Genomic DNA, 12,471 nt, shown 5'->3' on the forward strand with positions numbered 1-12,471 from the left:
AGACACACCATGGCCTCCACCATCATCGATTCGCGCATCTTCGGCGACATGTTCAGCGACGCGCGCATGCGCGAGGTCTGGTCCGACGAGAACCGCACGGCCAAATACCTCGACATCGAGCGCGCGCTGGCCAAGGTGCAGGGACAGCTCGGCATCATTCCGCAGGAGGCGGCGGACGAGATCGTGAAGAACTGCGAGCTGTCGCAGATCGACTGGGTAAAGCTGAAGGCCAAGACCGAGCAGATCGGCTACCCGATCATCGCGGTCGTGAACCAGATCAACGCCAACTGCCGCGACAAGCTTGGCGAGTACTGCCACTGGGGCGCCACCACGCAAGACATCACCGATACGGCGGCGGTGCTGCAGATGCGCGAAGGCCTGGCCTTGATCGAACAGGACTTGAACGAGATCGGCGACGCGCTGGCCTCACTGGCAAAGAAATACCGCGACACGCCCGTCATCGGCCGCTCCAACCTGCAGCAGGCCACGCCCATCACCTTCGGCTACAAGATGGCCAGCATCCTGGCCGGCATCGACCGGCATCGCGAGCGGCTGCAGCAACTCAAGCCGCGCGTGCTGATGGGCGAGTTCGGCGGCGCCTCGGGCACCTTGTCGTCGCTGGAGAGCGGCGCCATGGCAACGCAGGCGGCGTTGATGAAGGAACTGGGCCTGGCCCAGCCCCTGATCTCCTGGCACACCGTGCGCGACACCATCGCCGAGGTCGGCGCATTCCTGGGCCTGGTGGGCGGCTCGCTCGGCAAGATCGCCATGGACGTCAAACTCATGATGCAGACGGAGGTCGCCGAAGTGTTCGAGCCCTATGCGCCCGGACGCGGCTCGTCATCCACCATGCCGCAGAAGCGCAATCCCATCTCCTGCCTGTACATCCACGCCAACATCTCTGTGGCACGCCAGCACTCTGCTGCATTGATGGACGCCATGGTGGCCGACCATGAGCGCTCCACCGGCCCCTGGGAGATTGAATGGGTGTCGCTGCCCGAGATTTTTTGCCTGATGTCTGGCGCGCTGAAGCAGACCAGATTCGTTCTCAAAGGTTTGGAGGTCGACGCGGGCCGCATGCGATCGAACATCGACATGACACACGGACTGGTGATGTCCGAGGCGGTGATGATGGGCCTGGGGCCCTACATCGGTCGCGAGTACGCGCACGATCTGGTGTACGACCTCTGCCGGGAGGCCATTGCAAAGAACCGCCCGCTGATCGAGATCCTTGCGGTGCATCCGAAAATCACGAAGCATGTGACGCGGGCGCAACTGGAGGCGATGTGCGAGCCCGCCAACCACCTGGGCCAGGCGGGTGTGATGGTGGATCGCGTGCTGGCCGCCCGCGCTTGAGCGATCACTCCCGGGAATCGGGCTCACTCGACTTCAGGGTGGCGCGCCTCTTGCCTTTCATTTCCAGAAAGAACTCGTAGAGCTGCAAGGCGGCAGGCGACAGCGACCGGCCCTTCCGGCGGATCAGGCCCACTTTTCGGGTGACGACAGGGTCCACCAACGGCACGCTGACCAGCAAGGGATGGTCGGCGTCCGGCATGGCCAGCGACGGCACGGCGGCCACGCCCAGCCCCGCTTCGACCAAGCCCAGCATGGTGGTCACGTGCTGGGCCTCATAAATCGCCTGCGGCCGCCCCACCAGCCCGGCCAACGCCTGGTCCAGCAACAGGCGGTTGCCTGAACTCTTGCCGACCGAAATGAAATCGTACTGGCCGAGTTCGGTCCAGCTCACCTTTCGCTTGCGCGCCAGTGCATGGTCGCGCCGGCAGGCCGCCACGAAGCGTTCTTCCAGAAGCGGTTTGAAGTCGATGTCTGGCTCTTGGCCACCGATAAAGTTGAGACCAAAATCCACATCGCCCTGAGCCACAGCCGCCAGCACCTCGCTGGCACTGGCGTCAAACACCTTGACGCGGATCTTGGGGTATCGCTCGTGATAGCGCGACACCACTTTCGACAGGTAGTAGTACACCGTGGATGGCACGCAGGCAATGGAGACTTCGCCCATGCGCGTGCCCGCCACACCGCGGATACCCAGCAATGTGTTGTCCAGATCGTCCAGGATCTGCTGCACCTTGCGGTCGAACTCACGGCCCACCGCAGTGAGACTCACCTTGCGCGTCGTCCGCTCCAGCAGCTTCACGCCCAGTGCCTCTTCCAGTTTCTCGATTCGCCGACTGAAGGCCGGCTGGGACACGTGCAACGCATCCGCCGCCTTGCGAAAACTGGAAAGCTCGGCCACCGTCCGGAAAGCTTGGAGATCATTGAGATTGAAGTTGATGGCCATGGCGCGATACGGGTGGCTTCAGTGATCGAGAGTGTGCATCAATCCATCGCAAAGATGCAATTCACAAAACCAGCGCGGAACCCGACCATCGACCCCGGTTTCCATGCCAATCTTTGAATCACCCACCGGAGTAGACAAATGAAGTCCAAACAAAAAGGCCTGATCGGGGCCATGGTTGCTGCGATCGCCCTGGCCTGCGGCACCGCATCGGCCGCCTGGCCAGAAAAGAGCATCACCATCATCGTCCCCACGTCGGCCGGTGGCGCCAACGATGCATTGGCACGCACCATCGGGCAGGCAATGTCGCTTGCACTCAAGCAGACCGTGATCGTGGAAAACAAGGCCGGGGCGAACGGCTCCATCGCCAGCGAGTTCGTCAAGCGCGCTGCGCCCGATGGCTACACGATCATGCTGGGCTACATCGCCACCCACGCCATGAATCCCGCACTCCAGAAGCTGCGCTATGACCCGGTCGCAGACTTCGAGCCCATCGGCATGGTGGGTTCCTCAGCGACGTTGATGGTCACAAGCACCAAGGTCCCTGCCAACAACGTCAAGGAATTCGTTGCGCAGCAGAAGAGCAGCAAGGAGCCGCTCTCGTACGCCTCTGCCGGCAACGGCACGGCACCTCACTTCGCCGCCGAGATGTTCAAGTTGTCCACCGGCGTGGATATGCTGCACGTGCCGTACAAGGGATCTGCCCCCGCGGTTAACGACACCATCGCCGGACAGACTCAGGTGATGTTTCCAAGCCTGTTCACCGCCATGCCATTCGTCAAGAGCGGCAAGCTCAAGGCCATGGGGGTGGCCGGCAGCAAGCGCTCCGAAATGCTGCCCGATGTCCCCACGCTGGCTGAACAGGGCATCACGGGTGTGGACGTGTCGCAGTGGTACGCGTTCTTTGCGCCGGCCAAAACGCCCGCTCCGGTGCTGGAGCAGCTGAACACGGTGTTGAACCAGATCCTGGCCGACCCCGTGATTGCCAAGCGGCTGGTTGAGCACGGCGCCGAAGTCGAAGCCATGACCCTGCCCCAGATGCGAACGTTCATGGCCGCCGAACAGGTGAAATGGAAAAAGGTCGTTCAGGCCACCAAGCTGAAAGCCGACTGACCATGCCCGGAACCATCCAGAAAACGCCCATGAGCAGAAACTTCCTCACGCCAGTGGCGATGGCCTCCTTGTGCGTGCTTGTTGCAGGCGAGGTGCAAGCACAAGAACAGAGCAGCGTCCGCCTGTACGGCATCATCGATCTGGCGGTTCGGCGGGCCAGCGGGCTCACCGAGTTCACGCCCGGCAACACCGTTTCCACCACCATGGTCAGCGGCCTGAACAACACCAGTCGCTGGGGCCTGCGCGTGCAGGAAGACCTTGGAGGCGGCCTGAGTGCACACGCCCAGCTCGAAACCGGCCTGAATGCGAAGAACGGCACCACCGCCAGTTCCACGATGTACTTTGACCGCCAGTCGTGGGTCGGCCTGGGCAGCCGCCGGGGCATGCTCAGCATGGGGCGCCAGACCACGCTCCTGGCCGATGCGGTCTCGCCGGTTGATCCGCTGGGCATGCGCCTGGCCAGTTTCAACCCCAGCATCAACGTCGCTGCGTTGAGTCAGCACCAGTTGGGCATCGGGTTCGGGCCCTCGGGCTCCAGCAGCGGCTCGTACCGGCTCAACAACAGCGTCAAGTACAGCGGTGAATTCAATGGCTTCAACCTGCGGCTGATGCATGGTTTCGGTGAGGTGACGGGGAACAGCGAAGCGTCCAGTTCCACAGGTATTGGCGTGGGCTACAAGGCGGGCAAGCTTCAGCTGTCTGCGGCCCACCAGAGCTTTCGCAATGCCGGCGACACGTTGAGCCTGCGCGGCCATGTGCTGGGGGCCGCCTATGTCTTCAGCGGCGACATCCGTGTGGCGGGCATCTTCGGCAGCAGCAAAGCCGACACCAGTGCCACGGCGCACACCAGGCTGCGCACGGTGGGTCTGGGCACCACCGTTCCGGTGGGCGCAAAGGTCGACCTGACGCTGGCCCACTACCGGGTAACTCGTGATCGCAGTTCGGGAGCGGACGACGGGTACGGACGCACGGCAGCGTTCGCGGAGTACAAGTTGTCCAGGCGCAGCGCTGCCTATCTCGAGCTGGACCACACGCGCTGGCAAGGCAACTTCCAGGGTGCGGCCAACAAGCCCAGGGCAACCGGCTTCGGAGCAGGACTGCGACACAGCTTCTGATTTGCACCGCTCAGCGGTTCAAGGGACGCCACGGATTTCCATGGCGTCCTTTTTTGCTGGGTCAAAGAGCGCAGCAAGTCCGATCGAAGCCCGCATTGCGACAGCAAATGAAACAGGGCCTTGAAGGCCCTGTGTTGTGCTTGCAGCGCGAATGGCCGGATGATCCCGCCCTGCCCTACTCGAGCGCGACGGCGCGTTGCTCGGGAATGCCCAGACTGCCCTGAGCCACCACGGCCTGCCAGCGCGCCAGATCAGCCTGCACGCGATTGGCCAGCATCTGTGGCGTACCGGTTTCCACCCGCGCACCGTTCTGCTCGAACAACTGCTTGACGGCAGGATCGGCCAACACCTGATTCAACGCACGATTCAATGCATCAACCCTCTCCTGCGGCGTGCGCGCAGGTGCGAACAGGCCGTACCACTGCGTCACGTCCACGCCGGGCACACCCGCCTCTGCCAGGGTGGGAACATCGGGCAGCACGGCCAGCCGCTGCGGGCCCGCCACCGCCAGGGCCTTGAGGCGAGCGCTGTGCACAAACGGGTGTGCCGTGAAAAGGCTGGGAAACATGAGCTGCGTGCGGCCGCTGGCCGTGTCGGCGATGGCCGGCGCAGCGCCCTGGTAGGTGCGGCCGGTCATGGCTGTGCCGCTCGCCAGCTGGAACAAGGCGGCCGCGAAATGGGGTGGCGTACCGTCCCCCGCCGACGCATATCCATGGCGGCCAGGCTGGGCGCGCAGAAGCTCGATCACCGACTGCACGTCGTCGGCAGGCAGATCCGGATGCGCCACCATCAGCGTGGGCGAAGAGCCCACGAGGCCGATGGGCGCGAAGTCCGCGACCGGGTCGTAGCCCAGCGCCTGCAGCGCCGGATTCATGGCATGCGTGCCCACGTAGCCGAACATCAGCGTCTGACCGTCGGGCTCGGCCCTGGCCACGTACTCACTGGCCACAGCACCGTTCGCACCGGCTCGGTTGTCCACCAGCACCTCCTGGTTCAGCAGCGGCGCCAGCTTGCTGGCGATGATGCGCGCCATGGTGTCGTTGCCACCGCCGGCGCTCGTCGGCACGATCAGCGTGATGGGTTTGCGCGCGGCTGGCTGGGTGGCTTCTTCCGGGCGCGAAAACACATAGTCGGGCAAATGCAGTTCACCCTGCATGATCTTGCGCGCGGTGCGCACCAGCGCGGCGCGCTGCATGCCGATTTCCGTGCCAGCGCCGCTGAGCTCCACTTCGATGTCGATCTGTCCGGCAGGATGCAGCACCGTCAACTGGTGGCAGCCGGCAGTGCGTGCCATTCCGCTGGCCACCGTTCCAGGCAGCGCGAACGCGCTGGCCACGCCGATGGCACCCGTCACGGCGTGTGAGGCATGGCAACGTCGCGGCGTGAAATAGCGCGAGGTGATGCTGTTGTCCGAGTCGCCAGCACTGACCAGCACAGGCTTGGGAATCACGCTGTTGGAGACGTCACCCAGGCCCATGCGCAACCCCGCCTCCAGCCGGAGCGATTCGATGCGCTCGAGCAATGCGGTGTCCGCGTCCAGTGCCACAGGCTTTTCGCGGCCGCTGACACCCAGGTCGGCGGCGCGCACGATCATCAGCGGCATGGCTGCGTCGATGCAACTGACCTCGACGCCTTGAATGCAGTCGATGCGCTGGCCGGTGGGGAACACCTGGCCCGTGACAGCGCCCCAGGCGTCCAGGAAGTCCAGCAGGATCGGCGCCGCCGTGCCTGCGACGCCATCGATACGTGCATCACCCTCGTAGGTGACACGGCCGCCGGGTGTGCGCACCGTGACATCGATGCGTGCGCCGGTGTTGACGTTATGCACCCGAACCCTCGTCGTGCCGTCCTGCGCCTGCACCAGACCTTGTTCGATGGCGAATGGCGCCACACCAGACAGCATGTTCCCGCAGTTGGGGCGTGTGTCGACCGACCGGTGCCCCACACCCACCTGAGCGAACAGGTAATCCAGATCGCAGCCCGGCTCACTGGAGCGCGAAACGATGGCGACCTTGCTGTTGAGCGTGCTTCCACCGCCAACACCATCCAGCTGCAGCGGGTCGGAAGCGCCGATGGCACCGATCAGTGCCTGATCACGCGCCTCATCGCCGTCGGGCAACCATTCACGAAGAAAGAAGGGGCCGCGCGAGGTGCCTGCGCGCATCAGTACACATGGGATCGTCTTGCTCATGCCACATTGTCAAACCGGCTATCAATGTTGTGAATTGCACATTGATGAACGATTGATACACAGAATGCATCAATTTGCGAGACAAGACTCTTGCATGCCAGTGATCTCCGACGGACCGCTGATGAGACCTCGAGAACAGCGCAATCGCGTTTGCGGTCGATACAGCGAGCGGCTTGTTGAATTCCACCGATCTTTGACCCGAGATTTCCATCGAATACTGACCCACCCGCTTTGTGAGCAAAGTAGCTCACGGTGTGGATAAGTGCTTCGTTTTCTCCTTTTCAGACTTGGTGTGTGGAGCTGCAGCAAAGTGCGCCGCTGTTTGCGCGACTTTGTTGCCTCGATCGATAGCCAGGTTGAGAGTTTGTCGGCGTAGGGATCGAGCTTGCTGGAGCTCGCACGCCTGGCGTAGCGGGGTTCTTCATCGCCCGCCCGCAGGTACTTCTTAACGGTGTTGCGAGCCAGGCCTGTGCGCCTGGAGATCTCGCGAATGGACATCTGCTCGCGCAATGCCCAGCGTCTTATGACACTCAGTGTCGCCACGTCTATCACTCCTGAAATCTCCTGCTGTCAAAAGCAGCAGGATAGGGTTCTTACGTGGGTCAGCTTTAAATGGAAATTGCAGCTCTAACTGGGTCAGTTTTCAATGGAAGACAACAGTTTTCGACTTTATTGGCGAGTTTTCGACTTTATTAATCTGTTTTCGACTTTATTTGGTCAGAACATCAATCGTCCCGCTGCACCGCCCCCCTCACTCCACCGTCACACTCTTCGCCAGGTTGCGCGGCTTGTCCACGTCCGTGCCCTTGGCCAGTGCCGTGTGGTACGCGAGCATCTGCAGTGGCACCACGTGCAGCAAGGGACTCAGCGCGCCGTAGTGCTCGGGCATGCGGATGACGTGGATGCCCTCGCTGCTCGCGATGCGGGTGTCGGCATCGGCCAGCACATACAGCACCCCGCCGCGCGCGCGCACTTCCTGCATGTTGCTCTTGAGCTTTTCCAGCAGCGCGTTGTTGGGCGCCACCGTCACCACGGGCATCGCCGCCGTCACCAGCGCCAGCGGGCCGTGCTTGAGCTCGCCGGCCGGGTAGGCCTCGGCGTGGATGTAGCTGATCTCCTTGAGCTTGAGCGCGCCTTCGAGCGCGATCGGATAGTGCAGGCCCCGGCCCAGGAACAGCGCGTTGTCCATGCGCGCGAAGTCTTCGGCCCAGCTGATCACCTGCGGCTCGAGCGCGAGCACGGCCTGCAGGGCCACCGGCAGGTGGCGCATGGCCTTGAGGTGCTCGGCTTCGGCTTCTTCGCTCAGGTGCCCGCGCGATTGCGCCAGCGCCAGCGTGAGCAGGAACAGCCCGGCCAGCTGCGTGGTGAAGGCCTTGGTGGACGCGACACCGATCTCCACCCCCGCGCGGGTGATGTAGGCCAGCTCGCATTCGCGCACCATCGCCGAAGTGGCCACGTTGCACACCGTCAGCGTGTGCTTCATGCCCAGGCTTTGCGCGTGGCGCAGCGCGGCCAGCGTGTCCGCGGTCTCGCCGCTTTGCGTGATGGTCACCACCAGGGTGCGCGGGTTGGGCACGCTGGTGCGGTAGCGGTACTCGCTCGCCACTTCCACCTGCGTGGGAATCTTCGCAATCTCCTCCAGCCAGTACTTGGCGGTGCAGCCGCTGTAGTAGCTGGTACCGCAGGCCAGGATGAGCACGTTGTCGATCTCTTTGAACACGCTGTACGCGCCGTCGCCGAACAGCTCGGGCGTGATGCCCTCCAGGCCTTCGAGCGTGTCGCCGATCGCGCGCGGCTGCTCGAAGATTTCCTTCTGCATGTAGTGGCGGTACGGGCCGAGTTCGGCCGCGCCGCTGTGGGCCTGCACGGTCTTCACGGGGCGCTGCGCGGCGCTCAGGGCGCGGCCTGCGCTGTCGAGCACCCAGTAGCGGCCCAGCTGCAGGTCGACGAGGTCACCTTCTTCCAGGTACACGATCTGGTCGGTCACGCCCGCCAGGGCCATGGCGTCGCTGGCGAGGAAGTGTTCCGCCCCGCCCTGCCCCACGCCCAGCACCAGGGGTGAGCCGGCGCGCGCGCCGACCACGCGGTGCGGCTCGTCCTTGTGGAACACGGCCAGCGCGTAGGCGCCGTGCAATTGCGCCACCGCGCCCTGCAGCGCGGCGAACACGTCGCCTTCGTAGAGCGAGTCGATCAGGTGGGCGATGACTTCGGTGTCGGTCTGGCTCTCGAACACGTAGCCCTTGGCCTGCAGCGCCGCGCGCAGTTCGTCGTGGTTTTCGATGATGCCGTTGTGCACCAGAGCCACGCGGCCGGCCGCGCCCGCGACGGCGCCAGGACCGTGGCTGAAATGGGGATGGGCGTTGTGCACCGCCGGGGCGCCGTGGGTGGCCCAGCGGGTGTGGGCGATGCCGGTGCCGCTGCCGATGGACTCCTGCTGCACCTGCTGCGCGAGTTCGGCCACGCGCGACGTGCTGCGCGCGCGCTGCAGGCCGCCGCTGTGCACGGCCACACCGCAGGAGTCGTAACCGCGGTACTCCAGCCGCTGCAGGCCCTGAACCAGCACGGGCACGATGTCACGCCCGGAAACCCCTGCCACGATGCCGCACATACTCGCTCCTGAAAAATGGGATGCGTGATGCTAAACACGGCATCAAGAAATTAATGATCAAACAATGCCGGCAAGTGGCTGATAATTTCTGAACACCATAAAAACCGTCAAATATTTCACCAAACTCGATTTTATGGAACCGATCGACATCGACGAAGCCGACCTGCGGCTGCTGGAGCTGCTGCAGGCGGATGCCTCGCGCAGCAACCAGGCGCTGGCCGAGCTGGCCCACCTCTCGCCGCCCACCAGCCTGAGGCGCGTCAAGCGGCTGCGCCAGCTCGGGCTGATCGAGCGCGAGGTGGCCTTGCTCAGCGCCGACCGGCTCGCCCCGCTGCTGGGCCATGGCCTCACCGCGCTGGTGGAAATCACCCTGGAGCGCCAGGGCGCGGAGCACCTGGACGCCTTCGAGGCCCGCGTGCTGCCCACGCCCGAGGTGCAGCAGTGTTATCGCGTGAGCCCGGGGCCCGATTTCATGCTGGTGGTGCACTGTGTGGACATGCCGGCCTACCTCGCGCTGGCCCAGCAGCTGTTCACCAGCGACGCCAACGTGCGCAACATCAAGGCCTTCTTCAGCCTCAAGCGCGCCAAGTTCGATCCCCGGCTGCCGCTGGGCCGGGTGCGCAGTGGCGGGGGAAATTGAATACCTTCGTAAACCACGTCGGGCCGGATATTGATGCAAACCGCACAAAAAAGGACCTCACATCGGTCCTGAGCGGTTGACGGCCCAGGGCACCTGTAACACGCTCCTAAAATCCCATCTCCCGATCCGCTCGGGTTCAAGGAGCTTGCATGGATGTTGTGACGATCGCGCTGCTCGGCGCCGCCGCCCTGGTGGTGCTGGCGCTGTGCGTCTGGGCGGTCCGCCGCCTCAGGCGCCGCGAGTCGTCCGGCCGCGACGACCGGTACTCACCGGAGCGCATCCTCACGGCCGAGCAGGCCCACATGCTGGACTACCTGCAGGACACCTTTCCGGGCCAGATCGTGCTGCCCAACATGATGCTCAAGGACATGCTGACGGTGCGGCGCGCGGCCGACCGCAGGCGCGCCGAGGAGCGGCTGCACGAACAGAAGGTGGACTTCGTGGTCTGCGGCCCGGACGGCCGCCCCAGCTTTGCGTTCGACGTGGAGCAGCACCACCTGAGCGACGCCAAGGCCAAGGCCCTCAAGGTCAAGATCAAGAACCGCATCCTCAAGACAGCGGGCGTGCGTTTCGTGTTCCTCAAGAACGGCATTCACCGCATGCCTTCGCCGGCCGATTTCCGGGCCCAGCTCAACCTGGCGGAACTGCCCAAGCCCAGGAGCCGCGAAGAACGGCGCGAGAACGCGCGCCAGCAGCTGGAAAGCCAGTTCTCCGGTTTCGACCAGCAGCACGGCAACACCGGCTTCCGCGAATCGGAAATCATGGGCATGAGCGGGCTGATGGACCTCAACCGCAATGGCCGCCGCGGTTTCGACGAGGCCCGGCTCAACGGCAACAGCGGCTTTGACAGCCACGAGCGCGGCGACAGCCGCTTCGACGGCAGTTCACAAGACGTGCGCGGGAGGTAGAGAAACACCCCCGCCGCGCTGCGCGCGTCTCCCTCAAGGGGGCGCACCTGGCAGCCCGGCAAAGCCGGTTCTGCGGGTGCTCTGGACGAAAGCCCTTCGCTCCTAGCTTTTCTTCTTGGTCGGGCGCTGCCAGCCGTCCAGCACCATCTGCTTGCCGCGCGCGACCGCGAGCGCGCCGGGCGGCGTGCTCTTGGTGAGGGTGGAGCCCCCACCCACCGTGCCCCCCGCGCCGATGGTGATCGGCGCCACCAGCACGCAGTTGCTGCCCACGTGCACGTCGGCCTCGATCACCGTGCGGTGCTTGTTGGCGCCGTCGTAGTTGGCGGTGATGCTGCCCGCGCCGTAGTTCACCCGCTCGCCCACGGTGGCGTCGCCCAGGTAGGCCAGGTGGTTGGCCTTGGCACCCGCGGCGAGGGTGCTGTTCTTCACTTCCACGAAGTTGCCGATGTGCACCTCTTCGCCCAGCTGCGCGCCCGGGCGCAGCCGCGCGAACGGCCCCACCAGCGCGCCGCGCCCCACCGACACGCCCAGCTTCTCGCCGTCGATGTGGGTGAAGGGATGGATCACCGCGCCCGCGTCGATGGCGGCGTTGGCGATCACGCAGTTCGCGCCGATGCGCACGCCGTCGCCGAGTTTCACGCGGCCTTCGAACACACAGTTGACGTCGATCTCCACGTCCTGGCCGCAAAGCAGTTCGCCGCGCACGTCCAGCCGCGCCGGGTCCGCCAGGCGCACGCCCTGCTCCATCAGGGCGTCGGCGAGCCGGCGCTGGTAGGCGCGCTCCAGCTCGGCCAGCTGCACCGGGCTGTTCACGCCCGCCACCTCGACCTCATCGCCCGTGGTCACGGCACGCACCACCAGGCCTTGCGCCACGGCATGTTTGACCACGTCGGTGAGGTAGTACTCGCGCTGGCTGTTGTCGTTGGTCAGGCCTTGAAGCAGGGGCTTGAGCAGGGCGGCGGGCGCGGCCATGACGCCGCTGTACCACTCGGTGATGCGCCGCTGCGCCTCGTTGGCGTCCTTGTGTTCCACGATGGCATGCACCGAGCGGTCCGCATCGAGGGCGCGCACGATCCGGCCGTAACCGGTGGCGTCGCCACCCGTGTCCACGCTCAGCAGCGCGAGGTGCTGCCCGTCGCAGGCCTGCAACAAGGTCTCCAGCGTGGCCTGTCCGATCAAGGGCACATCGCCATTGAGGATCAGCACCACGCCGTCGTCGGCCAGCACAGGCACGGCCTGCTGCACCGCGTGGCCGGTGCCCAGCTGGGGCTCCTGGCGCACGAAGCGCAGTTTCGGGGCGGCGCTGTCGCCGGTTGCCACGGGGGTCGTGAGGCCGGCCTCGACCTGCTCGGCGCCGTGGCCGGTGATCACCACCACCGATCGCGCGGACAACCGCGCTGCACAGTCGATCACATGCTGGGCCAGTGCACGCCCGCCCAAACGGTGCAACACTTTGGGCCGAAGGCTCTTCATCCGCGTGCCTTTGCCGGCCGCCATCACCACCACATCCACAGGGAACGACATGAACACCTCTTGCAGAGACGGGTTGCACGGCGTTCTTGCCGGCCATCACCAGCCGGGCATTATCGCCCGCCGTGCG

Annotated in this window: 9 protein-coding genes and 1 pseudogene; 5 read left to right on the forward strand and 5 right to left on the reverse strand. The window is 64.8% G+C overall.

What is annotated here, in order from left to right; genetic code table 11:
- The first annotated feature begins 9 nt into the window (after positions 1-9).
- On the forward strand, positions 10-1,356 hold the full coding sequence (gene pcaB, locus ABSY19_RS10275) for a 3-carboxy-cis,cis-muconate cycloisomerase (RefSeq protein WP_382162193.1): 1,347 nt from the start codon (positions 10-12) through the stop codon (positions 1,354-1,356).
- A 4-nt stretch (positions 1,357-1,360) separates the two neighbouring features.
- Here pcaB and ABSY19_RS10280 read toward each other — a convergent pair whose 3' ends face one another.
- The gene (locus ABSY19_RS10280) at positions 1,361-2,299 is read right to left on the reverse strand and encodes a LysR family transcriptional regulator (RefSeq protein WP_382162196.1); all 939 of its coding nucleotides are present in this window, start codon (positions 2,297-2,299) and stop codon (positions 1,361-1,363) included.
- 138 nt (positions 2,300-2,437) lie between these two features.
- Here ABSY19_RS10280 and ABSY19_RS10285 point away from each other — a divergent pair, with 138 nt between their 5' ends.
- Both ABSY19_RS10285 and ABSY19_RS10290 read left to right on the forward strand, forming a co-directional pair.
- Complete coding sequence (locus ABSY19_RS10285) at positions 2,438-3,409, forward strand: Bug family tripartite tricarboxylate transporter substrate binding protein (protein ID WP_382162199.1); 972 nt, start codon at positions 2,438-2,440, stop codon at positions 3,407-3,409.
- 29 nt (positions 3,410-3,438) lie between these two features.
- Complete coding sequence (locus ABSY19_RS10290) at positions 3,439-4,524, forward strand: porin (protein WP_382162202.1); 1,086 nt, start codon at positions 3,439-3,441, stop codon at positions 4,522-4,524.
- Between the two features lie 175 nt (positions 4,525-4,699).
- On the opposite strand, the gene ABSY19_RS10295 is transcribed toward ABSY19_RS10290, so the two are convergent.
- The 3 genes and pseudogenes from ABSY19_RS10295 to glmS all read right to left on the reverse strand — a co-directional run bounded on the left by ABSY19_RS10295 (position 4,700) and on the right by glmS (position 9,323).
- Positions 4,700-6,715, reverse strand: coding sequence for a 4-oxalomesaconate tautomerase (locus ABSY19_RS10295; RefSeq protein ID WP_382162205.1), 2,016 nt, complete (start codon positions 6,713-6,715; stop codon positions 4,700-4,702).
- A 294-nt stretch (positions 6,716-7,009) separates the two neighbouring features.
- Positions 7,010-7,267, reverse strand: a pseudogene (locus tag ABSY19_RS10300) (IS21 family transposase); the annotation flags it as partial.
- Positions 7,268-7,466: 199 nt separating this feature from the next.
- On the reverse strand, positions 7,467-9,323 hold the full coding sequence (gene glmS, locus ABSY19_RS10305; RefSeq protein ID WP_382162208.1) for a glutamine--fructose-6-phosphate transaminase (isomerizing): 1,857 nt from the start codon (positions 9,321-9,323) through the stop codon (positions 7,467-7,469).
- 133 nt (positions 9,324-9,456) lie between these two features.
- On the opposite strand from glmS, the gene ABSY19_RS10310 reads away from it, so the two are divergent.
- Both ABSY19_RS10310 and ABSY19_RS10315 read left to right on the forward strand, forming a co-directional pair.
- Positions 9,457-9,963: an Lrp/AsnC family transcriptional regulator gene (locus ABSY19_RS10310; RefSeq protein ID WP_291121612.1), complete on the forward strand. Its 507-nt coding sequence runs from the start codon at positions 9,457-9,459 to the stop codon at positions 9,961-9,963.
- A 149-nt stretch (positions 9,964-10,112) separates the two neighbouring features.
- The gene (locus ABSY19_RS10315; RefSeq protein ID WP_382162211.1) at positions 10,113-10,871 is read left to right on the forward strand and encodes a DUF2726 domain-containing protein; all 759 of its coding nucleotides are present in this window, start codon (positions 10,113-10,115) and stop codon (positions 10,869-10,871) included.
- A 102-nt stretch (positions 10,872-10,973) separates the two neighbouring features.
- Here ABSY19_RS10315 and glmU read toward each other — a convergent pair whose 3' ends face one another.
- A complete protein-coding gene (glmU, locus tag ABSY19_RS10320; protein WP_382162214.1) occupies positions 10,974-12,395 on the reverse strand; it encodes a bifunctional UDP-N-acetylglucosamine diphosphorylase/glucosamine-1-phosphate N-acetyltransferase GlmU in 1,422 nt (473 codons plus the stop codon).
- Between the last annotated feature and the right edge of the window lie 76 nt (positions 12,396-12,471).

Origin of the sequence: Hydrogenophaga sp. ANAO-22 (assembly GCF_042466645.1) — a bacterium.
Lineage (GTDB): Bacteria > Pseudomonadota > Gammaproteobacteria > Burkholderiales > Burkholderiaceae_C > Hydrogenophaga.

What these genes read in the sequence shown, in the direction of transcription:
- glmU (WP_382162214.1), bottom strand. Translation starts at nt 12,395, where the DNA reads ATGTCGTTCCCTGTGGATGTGGTGGTGATGGCGGCCGGCAAAGGCACG.
- pcaB (WP_382162193.1), top strand. Translation starts at nt 10, where the DNA reads ATGGCCTCCACCATCATCGATTCGCGCATCTTCGGCGACATGTTCAGC.
- ABSY19_RS10310 (WP_291121612.1), top strand. Translation starts at nt 9,457, where the DNA reads ATGGAACCGATCGACATCGACGAAGCCGACCTGCGGCTGCTGGAGCTG.
- ABSY19_RS10290 (WP_382162202.1), top strand. Translation starts at nt 3,439, where the DNA reads ATGAGCAGAAACTTCCTCACGCCAGTGGCGATGGCCTCCTTGTGCGTG.
- ABSY19_RS10295 (WP_382162205.1), bottom strand. Translation starts at nt 6,715, where the DNA reads ATGAGCAAGACGATCCCATGTGTACTGATGCGCGCAGGCACCTCGCGC.
- ABSY19_RS10280 (WP_382162196.1), bottom strand. Translation starts at nt 2,299, where the DNA reads ATGGCCATCAACTTCAATCTCAATGATCTCCAAGCTTTCCGGACGGTG.
- ABSY19_RS10285 (WP_382162199.1), top strand. Translation starts at nt 2,438, where the DNA reads ATGAAGTCCAAACAAAAAGGCCTGATCGGGGCCATGGTTGCTGCGATC.
- glmS (WP_382162208.1), bottom strand. Translation starts at nt 9,323, where the DNA reads ATGTGCGGCATCGTGGCAGGGGTTTCCGGGCGTGACATCGTGCCCGTG.
- ABSY19_RS10315 (WP_382162211.1), top strand. Translation starts at nt 10,113, where the DNA reads ATGGATGTTGTGACGATCGCGCTGCTCGGCGCCGCCGCCCTGGTGGTG.